Origin of the sequence: Dactylosporangium sp. NPDC049525 (assembly GCF_040676755.1) — a bacterium.
In the GTDB taxonomy this organism is placed as follows: Bacteria; Actinomycetota; Actinomycetes; order Mycobacteriales; family Micromonosporaceae; genus Dactylosporangium.
Genome location: NZ_JBFAPO010000006.1, coordinates 1 through 21,725, shown reverse-complemented (window position 1 = coordinate 21,725; position 21,725 = coordinate 1). Strand labels below are relative to the sequence as shown.

Annotated in this window: 22 protein-coding genes and 1 riboswitch; of the genes, 14 read left to right on the top strand and 8 right to left on the bottom strand. The window is 71.4% G+C overall.

The genetic code is table 11. The features are described from left to right. Positions 1-349: 349 nt before the first annotated feature. The 3 genes from AB0K00_RS12005 to AB0K00_RS11995 form a co-directional block, all read right to left on the bottom strand. Positions 350-1,447: a hypothetical protein gene (locus AB0K00_RS12005; protein WP_363519067.1), complete on the bottom strand. Its 1,098-nt coding sequence runs from the start codon at positions 1,445-1,447 to the stop codon at positions 350-352. Between the two features lie 539 nt (positions 1,448-1,986). Continuing rightward, on the bottom strand, positions 1,987-2,268 hold the full coding sequence (locus AB0K00_RS12000; RefSeq protein WP_363519064.1) for a YiaA/YiaB family inner membrane protein: 282 nt from the start codon (positions 2,266-2,268) through the stop codon (positions 1,987-1,989). Between the two features lie 47 nt (positions 2,269-2,315). Further along, complete coding sequence (locus tag AB0K00_RS11995) at positions 2,316-3,251, bottom strand: AAA family ATPase (protein WP_363519061.1); 936 nt, start codon at positions 3,249-3,251, stop codon at positions 2,316-2,318. A gap of 194 nt (positions 3,252-3,445) precedes the next feature. On the opposite strand from AB0K00_RS11995, the gene AB0K00_RS11990 reads away from it, so the two are divergent. The 10 genes from AB0K00_RS11990 (at position 3,446) to AB0K00_RS11945 (ending at position 11,748) form a co-directional block, all read left to right on the top strand. Then, positions 3,446-3,748 (top strand): urease subunit gamma, encoded by a 303-nt coding sequence (locus AB0K00_RS11990; RefSeq protein ID WP_327006120.1) that lies wholly within the window; start codon positions 3,446-3,448, stop codon positions 3,746-3,748. After that, positions 3,745-4,053: an urease subunit beta gene (locus tag AB0K00_RS11985; protein ID WP_363519057.1), complete on the top strand. Its 309-nt coding sequence runs from the start codon at positions 3,745-3,747 to the stop codon at positions 4,051-4,053. The genes AB0K00_RS11990 and AB0K00_RS11985 overlap by 4 nt, the downstream gene beginning before the upstream one ends. Beyond that, the gene (locus tag AB0K00_RS11980) at positions 4,050-5,759 is read left to right on the top strand and encodes an urease subunit alpha (protein WP_363519054.1); all 1,710 of its coding nucleotides are present in this window, start codon (positions 4,050-4,052) and stop codon (positions 5,757-5,759) included. Before AB0K00_RS11985 ends, AB0K00_RS11980 begins: the two co-directional genes overlap by 4 nt. A gap of 5 nt (positions 5,760-5,764) precedes the next feature. After that, positions 5,765-6,424: an urease accessory UreF family protein gene (locus tag AB0K00_RS11975; protein WP_363519051.1), complete on the top strand. Its 660-nt coding sequence runs from the start codon at positions 5,765-5,767 to the stop codon at positions 6,422-6,424. After that, positions 6,414-7,112, top strand: a complete 699-nt coding sequence (gene ureG / locus AB0K00_RS11970) for an urease accessory protein UreG (RefSeq protein ID WP_363519048.1) — start codon at positions 6,414-6,416, stop codon at positions 7,110-7,112. The genes AB0K00_RS11975 and ureG overlap by 11 nt, the downstream gene beginning before the upstream one ends. Further along, positions 7,109-7,852 carry an urease accessory protein UreD gene (locus tag AB0K00_RS11965; protein ID WP_363519045.1) on the top strand — a complete coding sequence of 248 codons (744 nt, stop codon included), beginning with the start codon at positions 7,109-7,111 and terminating at the stop codon, positions 7,850-7,852. The genes ureG and AB0K00_RS11965 overlap by 4 nt, the downstream gene beginning before the upstream one ends. Next, a riboswitch (guanidine-I (ykkC/yxkD leader) is annotated at positions 7,838-7,950 on the top strand. (Overlaps the previous gene by 15 nt.) A 48-nt stretch (positions 7,951-7,998) precedes the next feature. Continuing rightward, positions 7,999-9,138: an agmatinase family protein gene (locus AB0K00_RS11960; RefSeq protein WP_363519042.1), complete on the top strand. Its 1,140-nt coding sequence runs from the start codon at positions 7,999-8,001 to the stop codon at positions 9,136-9,138. Next, positions 9,135-10,124, top strand: a complete 990-nt coding sequence (locus tag AB0K00_RS11955) for an ABC transporter substrate-binding protein (RefSeq protein WP_363519039.1) — start codon at positions 9,135-9,137, stop codon at positions 10,122-10,124. Before AB0K00_RS11960 ends, AB0K00_RS11955 begins: the two co-directional genes overlap by 4 nt. A gap of 26 nt (positions 10,125-10,150) precedes the next feature. Then, positions 10,151-10,984: an ABC transporter permease gene (locus AB0K00_RS11950; RefSeq protein ID WP_363519036.1), complete on the top strand. Its 834-nt coding sequence runs from the start codon at positions 10,151-10,153 to the stop codon at positions 10,982-10,984. Next, positions 10,984-11,748 carry an ABC transporter ATP-binding protein gene (locus tag AB0K00_RS11945; protein ID WP_363519661.1) on the top strand — a complete coding sequence of 255 codons (765 nt, stop codon included), beginning with the start codon at positions 10,984-10,986 and terminating at the stop codon, positions 11,746-11,748. Before AB0K00_RS11950 ends, AB0K00_RS11945 begins: the two co-directional genes overlap by 1 nt. A gap of 54 nt (positions 11,749-11,802) precedes the next feature. Here the strand turns inward: AB0K00_RS11945 and yidD are convergent, their stop codons facing one another. The 3 genes from yidD to AB0K00_RS11930 form a co-directional block, all read right to left on the bottom strand. Further along, positions 11,803-12,252: a membrane protein insertion efficiency factor YidD gene (yidD, locus tag AB0K00_RS11940; RefSeq protein ID WP_363519033.1), complete on the bottom strand. Its 450-nt coding sequence runs from the start codon at positions 12,250-12,252 to the stop codon at positions 11,803-11,805. Between the two features lie 267 nt (positions 12,253-12,519). After that, entirely contained in the window at positions 12,520-12,942 is a 423-nt protein-coding gene (locus AB0K00_RS11935; RefSeq protein WP_363519030.1) for a hypothetical protein, read from the bottom strand. Positions 12,943-13,042: 100 nt separating this feature from the next. Further along, entirely contained in the window at positions 13,043-13,804 is a 762-nt protein-coding gene (locus tag AB0K00_RS11930; protein WP_363519027.1) for a helix-turn-helix transcriptional regulator, read from the bottom strand. Between the two features lie 86 nt (positions 13,805-13,890). Between AB0K00_RS11930 and AB0K00_RS11925 the strand changes: the two genes are divergently transcribed. After that, a complete protein-coding gene (locus tag AB0K00_RS11925; protein ID WP_363519024.1) occupies positions 13,891-14,259 on the top strand; it encodes a nuclear transport factor 2 family protein in 369 nt (122 codons plus the stop codon). Between the two features lie 38 nt (positions 14,260-14,297). On the opposite strand, the gene AB0K00_RS11920 is transcribed toward AB0K00_RS11925, so the two are convergent. Continuing rightward, complete coding sequence (locus AB0K00_RS11920; protein WP_363519021.1) at positions 14,298-14,951, bottom strand: permease prefix domain 1-containing protein; 654 nt, start codon at positions 14,949-14,951, stop codon at positions 14,298-14,300. 129 nt (positions 14,952-15,080) lie between these two features. Here AB0K00_RS11920 and AB0K00_RS11915 point away from each other — a divergent pair, with 129 nt between their 5' ends. Next, on the top strand, positions 15,081-16,547 hold the full coding sequence (locus AB0K00_RS11915) for a multicopper oxidase domain-containing protein (RefSeq protein ID WP_363519018.1): 1,467 nt from the start codon (positions 15,081-15,083) through the stop codon (positions 16,545-16,547). 211 nt (positions 16,548-16,758) lie between these two features. Here the strand turns inward: AB0K00_RS11915 and AB0K00_RS11910 are convergent, their stop codons facing one another. Next, positions 16,759-18,111, bottom strand: coding sequence for an FAD-dependent monooxygenase (locus AB0K00_RS11910; protein ID WP_363519016.1), 1,353 nt, complete (start codon positions 18,109-18,111; stop codon positions 16,759-16,761). A 150-nt stretch (positions 18,112-18,261) separates the two neighbouring features. Between AB0K00_RS11910 and AB0K00_RS11905 the strand changes: the two genes are divergently transcribed. Next, the gene (locus AB0K00_RS11905; protein ID WP_363519013.1) at positions 18,262-19,608 is read left to right on the top strand and encodes an MFS transporter; all 1,347 of its coding nucleotides are present in this window, start codon (positions 18,262-18,264) and stop codon (positions 19,606-19,608) included. A 10-nt stretch (positions 19,609-19,618) separates the two neighbouring features. Beyond that, positions 19,619-21,725 (top strand): aminopeptidase N (gene pepN / locus AB0K00_RS11900; protein ID WP_363519010.1); only part of this gene is annotated, 2,107 nt, incomplete at its 3' end.

Here is a 21,725-nt window from a genome sequence, read left to right as displayed (position 1 = left end):
GCAATGGCGAAGTTGATGCGGTGGCTTGGGTGACGGGCGGGCCGTGACCGAAGGCGTCCCGTGGTCGTCCGGAAACCCGTTGCGCATCGACGGTCCGCGCCGGCAACCGCGCGTCGCCGCGAGACGGGCACGCCCTCACCCGATCGGCGATCCCATCCCAGGTGGGACCACCCCGGGCGGTCCCACCCCCGGCGATCCCGCCCGGGGCGGTCCCACCCCGGGCGGTCCCACCCCGGGCGGTCCCACCCCGGGCGATCCACCCCGCGCGGTGGCCAGGGAGCAGGGCGCGAAAAGGCAGGGGCGCGGTGCCGAGATCGGCGCCGCGCCCCTGCCTGATGGTCCCGCTACGTCAGCGGTTGATCTGCTGTCCGTTGTCGTTCCAGGCGTTGCCGCTCCATTCGGGCAGCTGCGACGCGTTGAGGGCCTGGGTGCCGTAGTAGCCGCCCTTGGGCCAGAAGCCACCACCCGACTGGCGCATGAACTTGTTGTTCGTGACCTTGCCGTTGGTGATCTTGTAGTTGGCGTCGTACCAGTAGAACGAGTAGCCGCCGCCGTTCATCAGGTTGCTGTCGACGATGACGTCGCTGATCGAACCGATGTCGGCCTTGAGCAGGATGCACGACGTCTGGGTGTGCTGGTTCTCCAGGCGGTTGTGCAGGATCCTGATGTAGATCGCGTTCGTCGACTGGATGACGTCGTTGTGCTGCGCGGAGCCGGTGCCGCCCGGGTCGTGCAGCCAGGAGTCCTGGACCGTGCCGCGGCCGTCGATGCGCACGATGTCGCCGGAGCCGTGGGCGTTGACCCGCAGGAGGGTGAAGCCGGTCCGGCCGATGAGGGAAATGCCACCGGTCGAGGCGTCCTTGAGCTGGCCGTCGATCTCGGTGTCCTCGATGCGCAGGTTCGCGTTGTCGTCGGTGGACGTGACGGCCTGGACGTTGGCCACGCGGATCCGGCTGTTGCGGATCGTCACGTTCTTGGCCTTGATCTCGATGTGGCCGTTGATGTCCTTGCCGTCGATGACCGTGCCGGCGACCGTGATGGTCATCGGGCCGGTGTACGGCGTCAGCGTCACCTTCTTGCGGGTGTCGCCGGCCAGGCCCTGCGGGTAGCCGGTGTTGTTCGCGGCCGGGTAGCCGGCGACCGTGTAGGTCGGCGGCACGCCTCCGCCGTTACCGGGCGCGGGCGGCTTGGTGCTGGTCGGCGCGCCCTTGGTCGGCGACGCCGACGCCGAGGGGGACGTCGAGGCGACCGGCGCGACGCTGGCCGAGGCGGGCGGCTTGCTGGTGACGGGGCTGGCCGTGGGACGGGGGGCCGCGCCGGTCTCCGGCAGGTCCTTGCAGGCGCTCAGGGCGCCACCGGCGAACAGCGCCGCGGCGACGATGCCCACACTCGTGCGGCGCAACGCGCTGCGGGTCACGATGGTTGAGGAGTTGTCTTGCGTGTTCATGTACGGGGAATCCTCCCGGATCAGTCGACATCCGTCAGTCGACGCGGCCTCAGGCCTGTCGGAGCTTCTCGGCGTGAATGCTCGGTTGGTGATTCCGCTCCTTACTTTCGACTGCAAATGTCTTGCGAGGAAACCGGGCGCGATTCATTCTCGGCAATGCCGTCAAGATCGGCGCACGGTATGACACTCGCAACCTTGCGTAACTGTTTTCCGGTCGAAGCATGCCACGGCTCGGCGGGGGAGTGAAACCCTGTGACGTGCCGTCGTGGGGACCTTTAGTTTTCTTAAGTCGGGCCTAAGAAATAGCACGACTGGAAAGCGGCACGATAGCCCCGGATCGGGCATATCGGCACGCGCCGAGAGTGGCCTAGATCACTCGATCGTGCGCGCGGGACATAACGCGGTGTTCAAGGTCGCTGCGTTGCGCTGAACCATACAGCCAGATAGCCGTCTGGCCTAGTCATGACGGGTGTGACGTAGCCAATCATCCATGCGACGACGCCCGGGGAGCGCCCCCGGGCGTCACAAAACCGGACGAATCACGCGCGGAACGGGTCGTGATCGGTGAGCAGCTTGTCGAGTCGGGCCTGGTCGACCCGCTGGACGACGGCCGTGGACTCCTGGTGGTCCCGGACGCACTTGGCAAGGGTGAACGCTGAGGTGACGGTGTAGAGCAGGCCGATGCCGAGAAAGGCTCGCATCCACTGGTTGACCGGCAGATAGGCGATGCCGATACCGAGGCCGACCACCGCGACCCCGAACGAGACCGCGGACTGCAGGAAGAATGCGGTGGTGGTCTTCGAGGGCACTGGTGTTGTCATGCCCTGAGTCTCGGCAGCGCCGGGAAGAAAGGCCTGAGTAGGCCTACTCAACTCAGGGCGGGTACCGGAAGCTCGATCTTATGAGCCCGCTGCCACGCGTCGACCACCTGATCGGTGACGTGCACGCGGAAATAGTCGTTGGCGCTGAGCCGGCCGGTGACCGGCTCCTCGCCCTCGGCCAGGAGACTCGCCGGGACGAGCCGGAACTCGTTCTGCACGGCGGCGCTGAGCCGGCGGTGGCCGTCGATGACGTAGTAGTCGGGGCCGGAGTGGCCGATCGTCAACGGCTCGAGGGCCCGCGGGCCGGCGTCGCCGACCTCCGCCACGAAGCCGCGGTCGAGGGACTCGCCGACCTCTTCCAGCTCGCGGGTCGGGTAGATCCGCATCGGGTCGAGCAGCATCAGCGGCGGGCGCTCGCGGAGGATGTCGCCGCCCAGGCGGCCCTCGAACGCGTCCACGATCATCGCGACGATGTCGTCGGGCCGGGCGCGGGTGCTGTCGCACACCAGGTCGTAGTTGCGCAGGCGCAGCTTGTCGGCGCCGTAGCGGGTCAGGAACCGCACCCGCTCGCTCTCGCTGCGGCCGTGCAGTCGCTCCTTGGCCTCCTCGAGCGTCGCGTAGCGCTCGACCTCGCTGTGCGGGCGGGCCAGCACGCGGCGGGCGGCCTCGGTGGGCTCGGTGATGAGGTGGACCTTGAACGCGTCGTGGAAGAAGAACCAGGCCAGGCGGCTGTCGACGATGAGCTGCTCGCCGGACTTGGCGATGTTGCTCTGCAGCTCGTCGACCGCGCTGTCGATCGCGTCGTCGAGCTCCGCGTGAAGGTTGAGCTGCAGCGCGGTCATGCCGCGTTCCTCGGCCATCTGCCGGTACATGTCACCGACGCTGATGCGGCGCAGTGCGAGTCTGCTGGAGAGCTCCACGGAAACGGTGCTCTTGCCGCTGCCGAGGTCGCCGTTGATGACGACTGACCGGTGATTGCTCATGCGCAACTCTCTAGGTAGACCCGCGGGGCAGTCCAGGTCAGGAGCCTAACACGGCGAAGTTGCCCCCAAAGAAGGATGCCCGGAAGTGCATGATGAATTGCATTCAGAAAGCAACGGTAAATGCAGAGAATGGCGTGTAATGCTGGGGAAACATCGGCCTGGCAGCATCTCGCGAGGAACCCAGGAGGTTGTCGTTGTTCCTGACCCGCCACGAGCAGGAGCGCCTGCTGATCCACGTCGCCGCAGACGTGGCACAACGCCGCAAGGACCGCGGCCTGAAGCTGAACTACCCGGAGTCGGTCGCCATCATCACGGCGTTCCTGCTGGAAGGCGCCCGGGACGGGCGCACGGTGGTCGACCTGATGGAGGCCGGCCGGCACGTGCTCGGCCGTGACGACGTGCTGGAGGGGGTGCCCGAGATGCTCGCGGAGGTGCAGGTGGAGGCCACGTTCCCGGACGGCACCAAGCTGGTGACCGTCCACCACCCGATCCCATGATCCCCGGCGAGATCTTGCCGGGCGAGGGCCCGGTGGTCATCAACGCCGGGCGACCCGAGCTGACGCTGACGGTCGACAACACCGGCGACCGGCCGGTGCAGGTCGGCTCGCACTACCACTTCGCCGAGGCCAACGACGCGCTGTCCTTCGACCGCGAGGCGGCCTGGGGCCACCGGCTCGGTGTCCCCGCGGGCACCTCGGTCCGCTTCGAGCCGGGCGTTTCGCGCGAGGTCGTGCTGGTGCCCCTCGCCGGCAACCGCGTCGTGCCCGGGCTGCGCCACAAAGAAGGCGGAGGAGCACTGTGACCGAGATCGACCGCCGGCGGTACGCCAACCTGTACGGACCCACCACCGGCGACCGGATCCGGCTCGCCGACACCGACCTGCTGATCCAGATCGAGCGCGACGACTGCGCCGGCGGTGACGAAGCGGTCTTCGGCGGCGGCAAGGTGATCCGCGAGTCGATGGGCCAATCCCGGGCGACCCGCGCCGAGGGCACCCCCGACACCGTGATCACCGGCGCGGTCATCCTCGACCACTGGGGCATCGTCAAGGCCGACATCGGCATCCGCGACGGCCGGATCGTCGGCATCGGCCGGGCCGGCAACCCCGACATCATGGACGGCGTCGACCCCGCGCTGGTCATCGGCCCGTCCACGGAGATCATCGCCGGCAACGGCCGCATCCTCACCGCCGGCGCCATCGACTGCCACGTCCACCTGATCGCGCCGCTGATCCTGGAGGAAGCCCTGGCCAGCGGCATCACCACGATCGTCGGCGGCGGCACCGGGCCCGCCGAGGGCAGCAAGGCCACCACCGTGACGCCGGGCGCCTGGCACCTGGCGCGGATGTTCGAGGCCCTCGACCCGTGGCCGATCAACGTGCTGCTGCTCGGCAAGGGCAACACCGTGTCGGAGCCGGCGATGTGGGAGCAGCTGCGCGCCGGCGCCGGCGGCTTCAAGCTGCACGAGGACTGGGGCACCACGCCCGCCGCGATCGACGCCTGCCTGCGGGTCGCGGACGCCTCCGGGGTGCAGGTCAACATCCACACCGACACGCTCAACGAGGCCGGCTTCGTCGAGGAGACCCTGCGGGCCATCGGCGGCCGGTCGATCCACGCGTATCACACGGAGGGCGCCGGCGGCGGGCACGCACCCGACATCATCACCGTCGCGTCGCACCCGAACGTGCTGCCGTCCTCGACCAACCCGACCCGGCCGTACACCCGCAACACCCTCAGCGAACATCTCGACATGCTCATCGTCTGCCACCATCTCAACCCGAGCGTGCCGGAGGACCTGGCGTTCGCGGAGAGCCGGATCCGGCCTTCGACGATGGCCGCCGAGGACCTGCTGCACGACCTGGGCGCGATCTCGATCATCGGCTCCGACTCGCAGGCGATGGGCCGGGTCGGCGAGGTCGTGCTGCGCACCTGGCAGACGGCGCACGTGATGAAGAAACGCCGCGGGTCGCTACCCGGGGACGGCGCCGCCGACAACGAACGGGTCAAGCGCTACGTCGCGAAATACACCATCTGCCCGGCGATCGCGAGCGGCATCGACGCCGAGGTCGGCTCGGTCGCGGTGGGCAAGCTCGCCGACCTGGTGCTGTGGGATCCGGCGTTCTTCGGGGTACGCCCACACGCCGTCATCAAGGGCGGCGCGATCGCGTGGGGCGCGATGGGCGACGCCAACGCCTCCATCCCGACGCCGCAGCCGATCCTGTCCCGGCCGATGTTCGGTGCGTACGGCAACGCGGCACCGGCGACCAGCCTCGCGTTCGTCGCGCAGGCGGCGCTGGACGACGGGCTCGCCGACCGGCTCGGGCTCAAGCGGCGGCTCGCGGCCGTCGCCGACACCCGCGGCAGGGGCAAGGCCGACCTGCCCGGCAACGACGCGCTGCCGCGGATCGAGGTGGAGCCCGACACGTTCACCGTCCGCATCGACGGCGAGGTCGTCGAGCCCGACCCGGTCACCGAGCTGCCGATGGCCCAGCGCTACTTCCTCTTTTAGATGGCATGAACACCCAACTGCTCCTCCTTGCCGACGGCCGCTTCCCGTCCGGGGGCCACGCGCACTCGGGCGGGCTGGAGGCGGCCGTGGTCCGGGAGCGGGTCCGTGACCTCGCCGACCTGCGCGGGTTCCTGATCGGGCGGCTGTACACCACCGGCCTGGTCGGGGCGGCCTTCACCGCGGCGGCGTGCGCGAGGCCGGAAACGATGGAGGAACTGGACGAGGAGCTCGACGCCCGGACCCCGTCGCCGGCGCTGCGCCTGGCGTCGCGCCGGCAGGGCCGGTCGCTGTGCCGGGCCGCCGCCGTGGTGTGGCCCGGCCCGCACGTGACGAGCGCGAGCGCCCGCAGGGGCGGCCTGCAGCAGCCGGTCGCGCTCGGCGTGGTCGCGGAGGCGGCCGGTTGCACGCCGGGGGAGAGCGCGCTGATCAGCGCCTACCACGCCGTCTCCGGCCCAGCCAGCGCCGCCGTGCGGCTGCTCGGGCTGGATCCCTACCAGGTCAACGGGCTCATCGCCGAGCTGGGCGACCAGTGCGACGAGGTCGCACGACGAGCCACCGAAGCCGCGCGCGGCCCCGCGGCGGACCTCCCGGCGGCGTCCTGGCCGCTGCTGGACGTGTCCGCCGAGGACCACGCCTCATGGGAGGTACGACTCTTTGCATCCTGACGAGCACATCCACGAGCACACCCACGGCCCCGACGAGACGCCACATACGCATCCGCACCCGGACGTCGACCCGCACGCGCCGCTGCCGCAGTCGAAGCGGGCCGTGCGCATCGGCATCGGCGGGCCGGTCGGCTCCGGCAAGACCGCGCTCGTCGCCGCGCTGTGCCGGGCCATGTCCGCCGACCTGCGCCTGGCCGTCGTCACCAACGACATCTACACCACCGAGGACGCCGACTTCCTGCTGCGCAACGGCGTCCTGCCGGCCGAGCGGATCCGCGCGGTGGAGACCGGCTGCTGCCCGCACACCGCGATCCGCGACGACATCTCCGCCAACCTCGACGCCATCGAGGAGCTGGAGGACAGCCTCGGCCCGCTCGACGTGATCCTCGTGGAGAGCGGCGGCGACAACCTGACCGCCACGTTCAGCAAGGGCCTCATCGACCGGCAGATCTTCGTGGTCGACGTGGCCGGCGGCGACAAGGTGCCCCGCAAGGGCGGCCCGGGCGTCACCGCCGCGGACCTCCTCGTCATCAACAAGACCGACCTCGCCCCGCTCGTCGGCGCCGACCTCGGCGTGATGGAGCGCGACGCGGCCGCCCGGCGCGGCACCCTGCCGACGGTGTTCCTGTCGCTGGTGGAGGACCCGTCCGCCAAACCCGTCCAGGAATGGGTCCGGGGTCTGGTGTGAAGGCGGCCGCGCGCGTCGTCGCCGAGCTCGACCACGGCCGCACCGCGCTGCGGGTGCTCAAGGGCGAGGCGCCGCTGCTGCCGAGACGGACGGGGCCGAACGAGGTCCACTTCGTCGGCGGCGCGGCCGCCCCGCTCGGCGGCGACGACCTCACCATGGAGATCGAGGTCGGCCCCGGCGCGGAACTGGTCGTGCGCACGGTCGCGGCGAGCATCGCGCTGCCCGGCCGGTTCGGCGAGGCGTCGCTGCTGTCGGTCAGCGTCAGCGTCGCCGAGGGTGGCCGGCTGCTCTGGCTGCCCGAGCCGCTCATCGCCGCGGCCCGTTGCCGGCACACCACGGTGTCCACAGTGGACCTGGACGGGACGGCCGAGCTGATCTGGCGCGAGGAGCTCGTCTGCGGGCGGCACGGCGAGGAGCCCGGCGACGTCACGCTGTCCACCGTGCTGCGCCGCGACGGGCGCCCGCTGTACCGCAGCGACGTCAGCGTCGAGAGCCTCGGCGGCGCACGGGTGCTCGCGACCGTGGTGAGCACGCACGAGCACCCGGCGGCGGCGACGCCCACGAGCGCGGTGATGACCCTCGCGAAGGGCGGGACCGTCGCCACCGTGCTCGGCCGGGACCTGACCGAGACCCGCCGGATCACCGATGCGCTGGTTACACCACCGCAACGGACGGGCAAAGCGGCAGTAACCCCGCAGGCGTCTACTGCCATCGACTCACCACTGGTGAGGCGCGCCTAGGGTTCCGCGCCGGGCAGACCGGCGGCTGGTCCGAGAGGTGCAGGCGCCCCGCGGCGAAACCACGGGGCGTTCCACGGCGGGACAAAAGCCCGGGAGACAGCCGCGCAGTCCGGCTGTGGCCGGACGCACCCCGAGGGGGTCTGTCCATGGGCTTCAACCACCACCATCCACACCAGCACGAGCTGCACGACAACTACGGTCCCGAGGCGCGCTACGCGGTCGAGCGCGAGGCCGAGCTGCCCACCACCAAGTGGGAGGAAGAGATCGCCCGCGGCCTGGAATACGGGCTGCCGGGCGCGGACTCCATCGTCGACAAGCGCATCCCGACGTTCTCCCGCGGCGAGCTGCCGCACTTCGCCGGCATCAACACGTTCCTGAAGGCGCCCTACCTGGAGGACGTGCGCCGCTGCGGCGAATACGACGTCGCCGTGCTCGGCGCCCCGTTCGACGGCGGCACCACCTACCGGTCTGGGACCCGCTTCGGTCCGCAGGGCATCCGGAAGATCTCCGCGCTCTACGGGCCGTACAGCTTCGAGCTCGGCGTCGACCTCCGCGAGTCGATCACCATCGCGGACCTCGGCGACATCTTCACCATCCCGGCGAACATCGAGAAGACGTTCGACCAGATCTCCAAGGCCGTCGCCCACGTCTACGAGTCGGGCGCGTTCCCGGTCGTGCTCGGCGGCGACCACTCGATCGGCTACCCCACGGTCCGCGGCGTCGCCCAGCACATGACGGGCAACCTCGGCATCATCCACTTCGACCGGCACGTCGACACCCAGGAGACCGACCTCGACGAGCGGATGCACACGACCCCGTGGTTCCACGCCACGGACATCCCCAACGTGCCGCCGAAGAACCTCGTGCAGATCGGCATCGGCGGCTGGCAGGCGCCCCGCCCGGGCGTCAAGGTCGGCCGGGAACGCGGCACCACCATCATGACCGTCACCGACTGCGTCGAGATGGGCATCGAGGCCGCCGCGGAGCGGGCCCTCGAAGTGGCGTGGGACGGCGCCGACGCCGTCTGGCTGTCCTTCGACGTCGACTGCCTCGACGCGGCGTTCGTGCCCGGCACCGGCTGGCCCGAGCCGGGCGGCTTCCTGCCCCGCGAGGTGCTCAAGTTCATCCAGCTGATCGCCGAGCGGCCCCTCGCGGGCATCGAGGTCGTGGAGTGCTCGCCGCCGTATGACAACGCCGAGATCACCGCGCTCATCGCGACCCGCGTCATCTGCGACACCCTCGGCTGCCTGGTGCGCGCCGGGCACCTTCCCAGGAGGACCTCATGAAGCGCCGTTCTTTTCTGACCGCGGTTGCGGGGGCGGCCGTCCTGGCTGCCTGTGGCGACGATAAAACGGACAGTGGCAGCAGCACCGCGAAGATCACCCTCGGCTTCTCCGCCTGGCCCGGCTGGTTCCCGTGGCAGGTCGCCCAGGAGAAGGGGCTGTTCACCAAGAACAACGTGGCGGTCGAGCTGAAGTACTTCGACAGCTACACCGACAGCCTCAACGCCCTCGCCACCGGCAACCTGAGCTGCAACAGCCAGACGCTCAACGACACCCTGTCGTCGGTGTCCGGCGGCTCCAAGCAGACCATCGTGCTGCTCAACGACAACTCCACCGGCAACGACCAGATCATTGCCGGGCCGGGTATCAGTACCGTGGCGCAGCTCAAAGGCAAGAAGGTCGCCGCCGAACAGGGCACCGTCGATCATTACCTGCTGCTGCTCGCGCTGGAGAAGGCCGGCCTGACGGAGAAGGACGTCACCTTCACGCCACTGCTCACCGACGCCGCCGCGGCCGCGTTCGTCGCCGGGCAGGTCGACGCGGTCGGCGTCTTCGCGCCGTTCACCACCACGGCGCTGGGCCGCAGCGGCAGCACCGCGATCAGCACGTCGAAGGACTTCCCGGGGGCGATCCCCGACGCGCTGTCGTTCCAGTCGCAGTTCGTCAAGGACCACCCCGACGAGGTGCAGAAGGTCGTGCAGACCTGGTTCGACACCACCGCCTGGATCAAGGCCAACCCGGCGGAGGCGGTGAGCATCATGGCGAAGAAGGGCGGCGTCTCCGACGAGGACTACAAGACCTACGACGCCGGCACCACGATCTTCACCAAGGAGCAGAACCTCGAGGCGTTCGCGTCCGGCTCCGACGCCAAGCACCTCGACTTCCAGGCGAACAAGATCGCCGAGTTCCTGGTCAGCACGAAACTGGTGGACACCAAGCCGCCGCTCGACGGGCTGTTCGAGCCCAAGTTCGTGAAGGCAGTGCAGTGACCGTGACCGCCCCCAGGACGTCCGCTGTGTCGAAGCGGGCTGCCTGGGGGCCGTTGCCCCGCCGCCGCGCGGTCCGCCCGCCGCGGGCGCTGTCCGCGATCCGGTCGCCGCTGCCCGCCCGCACCCGGCTCGTGCTGGTCGCAGTGTCGGTGCTGCTGCCGATCGCGGTCTGGCTGGTCCTCGGCGCCACCGAGGCGGTCCCGGCCCGGTACCTGCCCAGCCTCGGCAAGGTCTGGCAAGCGGGCGTGGACATGGCCGCCACCGGTCAGCTGTGGACGGACACCTGGGCCACGGTGCAGCGCATCGTCTACGGCTTCGGCCTCGCCGTGCTCGTCTCGGTGCCGCTCGGCGTCGCGATGGGCAGTTTCGCCGCCGCGAACGCGCTGCTGGAGCCGCTCAGCGGGCTGCTGCGCTACCTTCCGGCCGCGGCGTTCACCCCGCTGCTGCTCATCTGGCTGGGCATCGACGAACAGCCGAAGATCGCGCTCATCTTCATCGGCACCGTCTTCTTCAACATGTTGATGACGGCGGACGCGGTCCGGCTGGTGCCCCGGGACTTCATCGACGTCGCCTACACGCTCGGCGCCAGGCGCAGGGAGGTGCTGTGGAAGGTGATCCTGCCGCACTCGCTGCCCGGCATGCTCGACGCCGTGCGCGTCAACTTCGCCGCCGCGTGGAACCTGGTCGTCGTCGCGGAGCTGGTCAACTCCGACACCGGCCTGGGCAAACGCATCCTGCTCGCGCAGCGGTTCACGCAGACGGACAAGATCTTCGCGATCCTGGTCGTCATCGCGGTCGCGGGGGTCCTCACCGACGTCCTGCTCCGCCTGGCCCGCAACAGGATCGGACGGTGGGTGTGATGCTGGAGCTGACCGGCATCGGGCGGACCTTCGGCGCGAAGGTCGCCCTGCAGGACGTGTCCGTCTCCGTCGACCGCGGCGAGTTCGTCTGCGTCGTCGGCGCCAGCGGCTCCGGCAAGTCGACGCTGCTGTCCATCGTCGCCGGCCTGGTCGCGCCGACCTCCGGCACCGTCACGCTGGACGGCGCGCCAGTCGTCGGGCCCGGCCCGGAACGCGGCCTGGTCTGCCAGTCCGGCGCCGTCTACCCGTGGCGCACCGTCGAGCGCAACATCGCCTTCGGGCTCGAGCTGCTCGGCCTGTCCCGGGCCGAACGTAGGGCCCGGGTCGACTGGTACCTCGCCGAGACCGGCCTGGAGCCGTTCCGCCGGTCGTTGCCGAAACAGCTGTCCGGCGGTCAGCGGCAGCGGGTCGCGATCGCCCGCGCGCTCGCCTGCGAGCCGGAGGTCCTGCTCCTCGACGAGCCGTTCGGCGCGCTCGACGTGCAGACCAAGGAGGACATGCAGGTCTTCCTGCGGGGCGTGTGGCAGGACACGGGCACGACGGTGCTCATGGTCACCCACGACGTCGAGGAGGCGGTGTTCCTGGGCCGGCGGGTCATCGTCCTGGCCAGCGACCCGGGCCGGGTCGCCGCGGACGTCACCGTCGACCTGCCCGACGCCCGCGACCTGGGCGTCAAGCGGACGCCGGAGTTCCTCGCGCTGCGCGCCCAGGTCGAGGACCTGGTCCGCACGTATCACCGCAGCCACGCCGGCGCGGTCGCCTGACGGCCGGCCGGCCGGGCGCGCCCCGGCCGGCCGTCGCCGGGTATGTGGGCGGGTTTACGGCACGGGGTCGTGGGTGCCGTGCGGGGTGGACGGGTTACAGCGCTTGATCCGGGCGGCCGTGAGCCGCGAGCCCTCGACGAGGCCGTAGCGCTGCACCGCCCGCAGGCCGTAGTCGCTGCACGTGGGGATCTGCCGGCAGTGCGTCGGCAGGTGCGGCGACAGCCACCGCTGGTAGCCGCGGATGGCCATGACGCCGGCCCGGCCGGGGCCTGTCGTGCTGCGACGCGGGGCCCGCCGCGGTGCGGCGATCGCCATCAGGCCGAGCAGCGAGCCGAGCATGAACGGGTTGCAGTCGCACGGGTCGCAGTCACAGCCGTCGCTGTCCCGGTTGCGTCGCCGCTGCTGCTGCCGCTGGTTGTGCGGGTTGTTCTGGTCCTGCCTGCGCCGGCGCTGGCGGCGGTGCCGCCAGATCGCCACGACGTCGCCGATTCCGATTCGCGCCATGGGCGGCATTGTGTGGCCGATCGCCGGTGCGATCAAGGACCGGTCGCGTTTCTTACTGCGGCGCACGACAAAACGCACCCGGATGGCCGACTTCGTTCGGGCGGCCGGGAATGTCCGGACAGTCCCGGACACCCGAACGAAGTCGAACAACCGAGTGCGTCGATGGTCGTCGAGACCTGGGCGCTCTGGTGGGTGGCCGGCCCGCGGGGCTGATACCGCGGGCCGGCGTGGTCAACCACACCGTCAGGAGCTGGTGTTGCCGGTGGTTCAGCTGGCCGCGATGGCCGGGCCACCGTCGGTGTGCAGCTCGGTCGCCGAGGCGAACGCGCTGTCCAGGCGGGCCTGGAGGGCGTCGAGCTCCGAGTACTCCGCGGTGTGCGAGGACTCGCTGCCCTCGGCCGCGAAGACGTGGTCGGTCTCGGCCTCGTTGTGGTCGTAGGAGGTGAAGTCCGACTCCTCGTAGTGCTCGCCGGACGGGTTCGAGTACTCCACGTGGTGGCCCTGGTCGAAGCTGGTCGACTCGGCCGACGCGTGGTCCTGCTCGTACACGCCGAACTGCGACTGGTAGTCGGCCTCGCTGGCGTTGACCTGGTGCAGCTGGTCCAGCGCCTCGTGGTTCTCGCCGGTCTCGACGTGACCGTAGTCGGTGCCGCCGTCGTAGCCGGTGTCGCCGCCGTCGTACTCGCTCATGGGGTGCTCCTTCTGGGTGGTGGTGTGTGGTGTGGCCTTGCGATGCATATGACGTTACGGAAGGCCGGACCGTCCCGAATCCCAGAAACGTGCCACGGTCCTATGCGCGCAGCGCCGCCGCGGTTGCCGCGTCGGCGGGGAAGAACGACTCGATCGCGAGCTCGGCGACGGTGACGTCCAGCGGCGAGCCGAACACCGCGGTGATGCTGAAGAACCGCAGCTCAGTGCCGTCATGGCGGATCTGCAGGGGCACCACGACGTCGTGCGGCGCCGGTGCGGGTCCGGTGCCGCCGGGGTACGCCGACAGCTCCTCGAACAGGTCGTCCAGCGCCGGATCGCCGGTCGCGCGGGCCTGGCGCTGCAGGCGGCCCAACAGGTGCGCGCGCCACTGCGCCAGGTTGGTGATCCGCGGCGCGAGACCGTCCGGATGCAGCGACAGCCGCAGCACGTTGACCGGCGGCGCCAGCAGCGAGGGCGCCACGCCGGCGGTGAGCAGCCCGACGGGGGCGTTGGCGTCCAGCATCGTCCACACCCGGTCCACGACGACCGCCGGGAACGGTTCGTGACCCGTCAGGACCTGCCGCAGCGACTCCCGCACCGCCCGCAGCTGCGGGCCGTCGAGCCGGCCTTCCGGGTACGCGGGCGCGTAACCACCGGCGAGCAGCAGCGTGTTGCGCTCCCGCAGCGGCACGTCCAGGTGCTCGGTGAGCCGCAGGATCATCGAGCTGGTCGGCTTCGAGCGCCCCGTCTCCACGAAGCTCAGGTGCCGCGTGGAGATCTCCGCCTGGATCGACAGCTCCAGCTGGCTGAGCCGGCGCCGCTCCCGCCACTCGCGCAGCAGCACCCCGACCGGTTGCGTCATGATCCGATCGTAGGAGGGCCGTCGCGCACCGGCCATTACCTCGCAGGGAATCGACCGGCGGCGCCGCCGGCGGCAGTCTCGACGGCATGAGCGAATACGAGAAGCTGGTCGAGCGGTACATCGAGGTGTGGAACGAGACGGACCCGGCCGCGCGCCGGGCGGCGATCGACGCGCTGTTCACCGAGGACGTGACGTTCGTCGACCCGATGTCGGCGGTACGGGGCCAGGCGGAGGTCGACTGGATGATCGGGGGTGTGCAGGCGCAGTTCCCCGGCTTCGTGATCAGCCGCCTCGGCGCCGTCGACGGCCACCACGACCAGGCGCGCTTCGGCTGGGAGATGGGGCTGCCGGGCCAGGACGCGCCGGTCGCCGGGTTCGACGTGGTCACCGTGGCCGATGACGGCCGGGTCAACCAGGTCCTGGGCTTCCTGGACCGGGTGCCACCGCAGGGTTAGCCAGGTCCTGGGCCCCTGGACCGGGTGCTACCGCAGGGTTAGCCGGCCGCGCGTAGGCAGCGCAGCCCCGACAGCACCATCCACAGCGGCGTGGCGGCGGTGATGGCGGACGCGGCCAGGGCCAGCGGTGAAGGGTTGGCGGCGGCGGTGTGCCAGGCGGGGCTGAGCAGTGACAGGGCCATGCCGCCCACGACGAAGAAGGCGCAGGTGCCGATCGCGGCGATGCCGGTGGCGCGCACGAAGCCGCTGCCGACGCTGACGTAGCGGCTGCCGACACCGCAGGCCAGGGCGGCGAGCAGACCCAGGACGAAGACCGCGTAGCCGGCGTAGTCGACGGTGTGGGCGAGGAAGGCGTAGCCGCGGCCGGGGTGCCAGCTCCAGCCGGTCGCGGCGGAGCGCCAGGCCACCTCGGAGATGACCTGCTGCACGGCGACGGCGGCGGCGACGAACAGCGCGGTGCGGCGGCCCTGGAAGAGGGCCAGCTCGCGCTGGTAGTCGGGGGCGAGTTCGCGGACGGAGCCGAACTCGTCCACGGCGAGGCGGGCCGCGTCGTCGCCGGGCAGGCCGGCGGACTCGTAATGCGCGGCGGCGTCGTGCAGGCTGTCGCGCACCTCGGTCAGCAGCTCGCGTTTCGCCGCGCGGGGACCGCGCAGCACGGCGCCGAGCGAGGTCACGTAGGTGTCGATAACCACCCGCCCAGTATTGCCGAGCAGCAGCGCCGCGATATCCGGGAAAAGCTCAGGGACAACCCCCAATGTGGGAATCGCCTTCAGCAGCGAAGCTACATGTAGCAACGCTACTTATAGGCGAGGGGGACGACGGTGCGCAGGTGGCTTCTCGGTGGGCTCGGCCTGCTGCTTCTGCTCTGCGGGGGCGGCGTCGCGGTGGTCACCTGGCTGGTGACCCGGTCGGCCACGGACACCGTCGGCAAGGTGGCCTTCGACCGGCCCCTCCAGATCTCGCCCCTCGCGGCGTCGACCGTCGACGCCGACGGCCGGCGCGTCTTCGACCTCACCGCGCAGCCTGGCGACAGCGACCTCGGCCACGGCGCTGCGACCCGGACCTGGGGCTACAACGGCGCCTACCTCGGCCCGACGCTGCGGGCGAAACGCGGCGAGCGGGTCGCGGTCAACGTCCACAACCGGCTCAACGAGCCGACGACGGTGCACTGGCACGGCATGCACCTGCCGGCCAAGGTCGACGGCGGGCCGCACCATCCGATCCCGCCCGGCAGCGACTACCAGGCCGCGTGGACGGTGGACCAGCCGGCCGCGACGCTGTGGTATCACCCGCATCCGAGCGAGACCACCGAACGCCAGGTGTACCGCGGCCTCGCCGGCCTGTTCATCGTCGACGAGCCGGGCGTGGAGCCCGCGGGACTGCCGCGCGAGTACGGCGTCGACGACATCCCGGTCGTCGTGCAGGACAAGGGCTTCGACGGCGGCCAGCTGAGCATGAGCGACCGGTTCCTCAGCGACGTCGGCGTCCTCGGCGACGAGATCCTCGTCAACGGCACGCCCGGCCCGTACCTGGACGTGCGGACGGCGCTGGTCCGGCTGCGGCTGCTCAACGCCTCGACCGCGCGGGTCTACGACTTCGCCATGTCCGACGGCCGGCCGCTCACGATGATCGGATCCGACGGCGGGCTGCTCGCGGCGCCGTACCCCACGCAACACGTGCGGCTGTCCGTCGGGGAGCGGGCCGAGGTCGTCGTGGCGATGCGGCCGGGGGAGCGGGTCGAGCTGCGCAGCCAGCCGACGGGCCTCGGCAGGTTCCAGGGCGGCCGGGACGCCTTCGACGTCCTGCAGCTGCGCGCGGCCGCCGAGCTCCGGCCGGGCGAGCTGCCCCGGCAGCTGGCCGACATCCCGCGGCTGGATCCGCGGCAGGCGGCCCGGACCAGGACGTTCACGTTCGCGGGGCGGGAGATCAACGACGGCCGGATGGACATGGACCGCGTCGACGCCGTCGTCGTCAAGGACACCACGGAGGTCTGGAACGTCGCCAACGGCCACGGCACGCCGCACAGCTTCCACATCCACGACGTGCAGTTCCAGGTGCTGTCGGTGGACGGTGGCGCGCCCCCGCCGGAGCTGGGCGGCTGGAAGGACACCCTGTTCCTGGAGCCGCGCCGGCGGTTCTCGGTGATCGCCAGGTTCGCCGACTACGCGGACCCGACCACCGCCTACATGTTCCACTGCCACGTCCTGCGGCACGAGGACGAAGGGATGATGGGCCAGTTCGTGGTGGTCGAGAAGGAGGGCGACCGGCCGAGGCTGGCGCACGGGTGAGGCGAACGCGAGGTGCCGGGCCCCCCGTGGCGGCGCGGGGCCCGGCACGTCTCGCAAGGCGTCTTCGTCGTCCCCGTGTGCGCCGTCGTCCTGGCCGTCGTGGTGACGACCGGACGGCGGCGGCAACCCGCCGAGAACCGCTTTGTGATCGGCATGACACATGGATCACCGCTCCCATGTCAAGAGCTTCATGGACGCGCCGTGTCGCGGATCACCGTGGCGCGCCCAGATGGCGCCGCAGCGCGACCGGAAGATCCCGCTCTGTGCCGGTCCAGGCGGTGTGGCCATCGGGCCGGACGAGGACAAAACGGTCGTTCACCCCGTGCACCAACCGGTCCTCGTAACCACGGGGAGCCGAGGGCGCGAGGAGCACGTGCCGTCCCGCCCGCAGCAGCTCGTACACCCGCGAACCCGTCGAAACGGTCAGGTCGGGCTGCCGGGGCGCGCCGGGATAGTCGATGCCGATCCCGGACACCGTGCCGGCGGCCTTGCGCATGATCGTCGGCACGTGCAGCAGCGCCCCGCCGAGCAGGTCGCGACCGGCCCGCGCCGCGCGGGAGTGCAGCATCGCGAGGCGGATCAGGCCGCCGCTGCTGCGCAGCACCAGTTCGCCGACCGGGTGGCGCTCGGCCTGGTACGTGTCGAGCAGGCCCTCGGGGGCCCACCCCTGCGCGACGGCGGCGAGCTTCCAGCTCAGGTTCGCCGCGTCCTGCAGGCCGGTGTTCATGCCCTGCCCGCCCGCGGGGGAGTGCACGTGCGCGGCGTCGCCGGCGAGGAAGACGTTGCCCTTACGGTAGTGCGGGGCCTGCCGCTCGTCGCTGTGGAAGCGCGACATCCACCGCGCCTCCTTCATGCCGAAGTCGGTGCCGAGCGCCCGCCGGGTCACGTCGCGGACCTCGTCGAGGTCCAGCGGCGCGCTGTCCGGCTGCTGGGAGCGCCGGTCCCAGGCGAACACCCGGAACCAGCCGTCGCCGAACGGCGCAACGAACGCGAACGCGTCGCCGACCGCGTTGACGGCGAGGACATCGGCGGGCGCCTCGGTGAGCCGCACGTCGGCCAGCATGATCGAGCGCAGCACGGCCTTGCCGGGGAACGGCATGCCGATCGCCTCGCGGACCGCGCTGTGCACGCCGTCGGCGCCCACGACGTAGTCGGCGTCATAGGTGTCGCCGCCGGCCAGGACCGCGTCCGGCGCGAGCCCGGTGACCGTCACGCCGCGCACGATGCGGGCGCCCAGGTCGAGCGCGCGCTGCTCCAGGAGTTGCTCCACGTTGTACTGCGGGGTGATGAGCAGGAACGGGAAGCGGGACGGCAGCGTGCCGAGGTCCACTCGCAGGCTGTTGAACAGCCGCAGTTTCGACACCGGCTGCCCGGTCGCGATGAGCTTGTCGGCGAGGCCGCGGGCGTCGAGGTGCTCCAGCGTCCGGGCGTGCACGCCGAACGCTCTGGTCAGGTTGGAGTCGGTGGCGCGCCGCTCCAGGACGGTCACCTCGACACCCGCGGCGGCGAGGTCACCGGCGAGCAGCAGCCCGGTCGGCCCGGCACCGACGACGACGGTCTTCATGGCATCTCCCTCTTGGCATCCCACTCGAAAGTCAACAACTGTTGGCCAACACATGTTGACCCTGCGGGCCGGTGCATGTCAACAGGCGATGAAATGACGGCCGTCACTTCCGGTTGACCTGAAGTGCGGTTCAGGTAGCACCGTGACCGGGTGCAGCAGAGAAGAGCCCTCACGGCCGGCATGGTCACGCTCGTCACGTTCGTCGCGTTCGAGGCGGTGGCGGTGACCACGGCCATGCCGACCGTCGCGCAGGCCCTCGACGGCCTCGCCCTCTACGGGTTCGCGTTCGGCGGGCCGTTCGCCACCGGCATCGTCGCGACCGTCGCCGCCGGCACCTGGAGCGACCGCCGCGGCCCCGCCAGCCCGACCCTCACCGGTGTCGTGCTGTTCAGCCTCGGCCTGCTGCTCGCGGGGCTCGCCCCCGACATCTGGACCCTCATCGCCGGCCGCCTCGTGCAGGGCTTCGGCGGCGGGCTCATCACCGTCGCGCTCTACGTCGTCGTCGGTCGCGCGTACCCCGCCGCCGCGCACCCGAAGGTCTTCTCCGCGCTGTCCGCGGCCTGGGTCCTGCCCGCCGTCGTCGGACCCGCCGTCGCCGGGCTCATCGTGGAGCACCTCGGCTGGCGCTGGGTCTTCCTGCTCATCGCCGTCGCGACGCTCCCGGTCGCCGCGCTGATCCAGCCGCATCTGCGCCCGATCCAGGGTGTCGCCGGCACGGCGCCCAACACCCGCGTCCCGTGGGCGATCGGCGTCGCCGCCGGGGTCGTCCTGCTGCACTGGGGCGGTCAGGCCGGCGGGATTCCGTTCATCCTCGGCGGGCTGGTCGTCGTCGCCGTCTGCGGGCCGCGGCTGCTGCCCCTCGGCACCTTCACCGGCCGCCGCGGCCTGCCGAGCGTCATCCTCGTGCGCGGGCTGGCCGGCGCCGCGTTCATGCAGGCGGACGTCTTCATCCCGCTGCTGCTCACCCGCGAGCGCGGCCTCACCCCGTCGCTGGCCGGGCTCACCCTCACCGCCGGCGCGCTGCTGTGGTCGGCCGGCTCGTGGATCCAGGCCCGGCAGGGGCAGCGGTTCAGCCCCGCCGCCCGGCTGCGCGTCGGCCTGTCCGGCATCGCCCTCGGGGTGCTGTCCGCGGTCGCGCTGGTCGCCCCGGCCGTCCCCGTCGCGGTCGTGGTGGCCGGCTGGTGCGTCGCCGGCTTCGGCATGGGCCTGGCGTCCCCGACGGTCTCCGCGCTCGTCCTGCAGCTGTCCCCGCCGGACGAGCAGGGCGTCAACAGCTCGGCGCTGTCGGTCGCCGACTCGCTGCTGACCACTGTGGTGCTCGCGGTCGGCGGGTCGGTGTTCGCGGTGCTGGTCTCCGCCGGGCCGGTGGCCTACCTGGCCGCGTTCCTGATCGCCCTGCTCCCGGCCGTCGCGGGCGCCCTGCTCGCCGGCCGGGTCACGGTGCCCGCCGCCGTCGCTGCATCCGTGTCCGCCCATGGGGCCGGGCTGCCCAGGTAGCGTCGGTGGCATGCCCAGCCCGATCCGCGCCCGCAGCCTGACGCGCACCGAGGCCGAGGCCCGCGCCGGCCTCATCCGTGTCGAGGGATATGCGGTCGCCCTCGACGTCACCGACCCGTCGACGTTCCTGTCCCGCACCACGATCGAGTTCCGCTGCGCCACTCCCGGCGCCACCACGTTCGCTGAGGTGAAGGACGCCCGGATCGACAGCGCCGTCCTCAATGGACGGCAGCTGGACCCGGCGACGCTCGACGGCAACCGCCTGCCGCTGCCCGGCCTGCTCGCCGCGAACCGGCTCGAGGTGACGTTCACCGCGCCGTACTCCCACACGGGGGAGGGGCTGCACCGCAGCGTCGACCCCTCCGACGGCGCGACGTACCTCTACGGGCAGGCACCCCTGGACGAGGCGCAACGGATGTTCGCCTGCTTCGACCAGCCCGACTTGAAGGCGCCCTTCACCCTCACCGTCACCGCACCTCCACAGTGGACGGTCCACGGCAACGCGCCGCTGCGGGAGGTCCACGACGGGCGGTGGAGCTTCGAGCCGACCCAGCCGATCGCGCCGTACCTCTTCACCGTGCTCGCCGGGCCCTGGCACGTGCGCACCGCCGAGCACGACGGCATCCCGCTCGGCCTGCTGTGCCGCCGGTCCCTCGCACCGCAGCTCGACGGCGACGCCGAGGAACTGTTCGCCGCCACCGCCGCGAGCTTCGACCGCTACCACGAGCTGTTCGGCGTCCGGTACCCCTTCGTCAAGTACGACCAGGCGTTCGTCCCCGACTTCGCCGGCGGCGCGGTGGAGAACCCGGGCATGGTGAACTTCCGCGAGGAGCTGCTGTTCCGGACCGTGGCCCCGGACTACGAGCGGCGCCGCCGCTTCGTGATCATGGCGCACGAGATGGCGCACATGTGGTTCGGTGACCTGGTCACCCTGCGATGGTGGGACGACATCTGGCTCAACGAGGCGTTCGCGGAGCTGATGGGCTGGCGGGTCGCCGCAGACACCGGCCGCTACCCGGCCGCCGCGGCCGACTTCGTCATCTGGCGCAAGCGCTGGGGCATGCTCGCCGACCAGCGGCCCTCGACACACCCGGTCGCCCCCGACGACGTCGCCGACACCACCGCGGCGTTCCTGAACTTCGACGGCATCTCCTACGCCAAGGGCGCCGCGGCGCTGCGGCAGCTTTCGGTGCTGCTCGGCGACGACGTGTTCCTCGCCGGGCTGCGCGTCTACTTCGACCGGTTCCGCTTCGGCAACGCCGCCCTCGCCGACTTCCTCGCCGTCCTCGGCGAGGCGTCCACAGTGGACCTGACCGGCTGGGCCGGCCGGTGGCTGCGCACCACCGGGGTCAACACCCTGCGCCCGTTGCGCGGGCCGGCGGGGCTACGCGTCGAGCAGCGCGGCGACCCGCTGCGCCCGCACCGGTTCCGGATCGCGGCGTACGACCCGACCGGCGCCGCGGTCCGCCACGGCGGCGTCACCCTGGACGGTGACTCGGCCGCCGTGGACGGGTTCGCCGGCCTGCCGGCCGGGACGGTCCTGCTGGTCAACGACGGCGACGACACCTACGCGAAGCTCCGCCTCGACGCCGCGAGCCTGGCCGCGCTGCCCTCGGTCCTGCCGGCGGTCGCCGACCCCCTCGCCAGGGCCCAGCTGTGGACCGCGGCGATGGACGCGACCCACGACGGCGAGCTGCCGCCGGAGGAGTTCCTGGCCCTGCTGGAGGTCGCCCTGGCGGGTGAGGCGGAGACCAGCGTGCTGGTCGAGGTCCTCGAGTTCGCCCGGGACGGCCTGGCCCGGCGCGGCCTGGCGCCCTTCGGCCCGCTCGCCACGGTCTGTGCCGCGGCGCTGTCGGCGGCGGAGCCGGGCAGCGGCCGGCAGTTCGCCCTCGCCACCACGCTGACGACCGTCGCCGGCCCGGCGCAGGTGGCCGAGCTGGCGGACTGGCTCGCCGTCGACCCCGTGGACGTGCTCACCAACGCCTCCCACCGGGCCGGCCTGCACGGCGCCCCCGTCGGCAGCGCCCTGACCCACGTCTCGCCCGGTCCGCCCGGGCTGAACGTCACGCAGGACCTGCGGTGGGCGGTGCTCGGCAGGCTCGTCGCGCTCGGCGGCG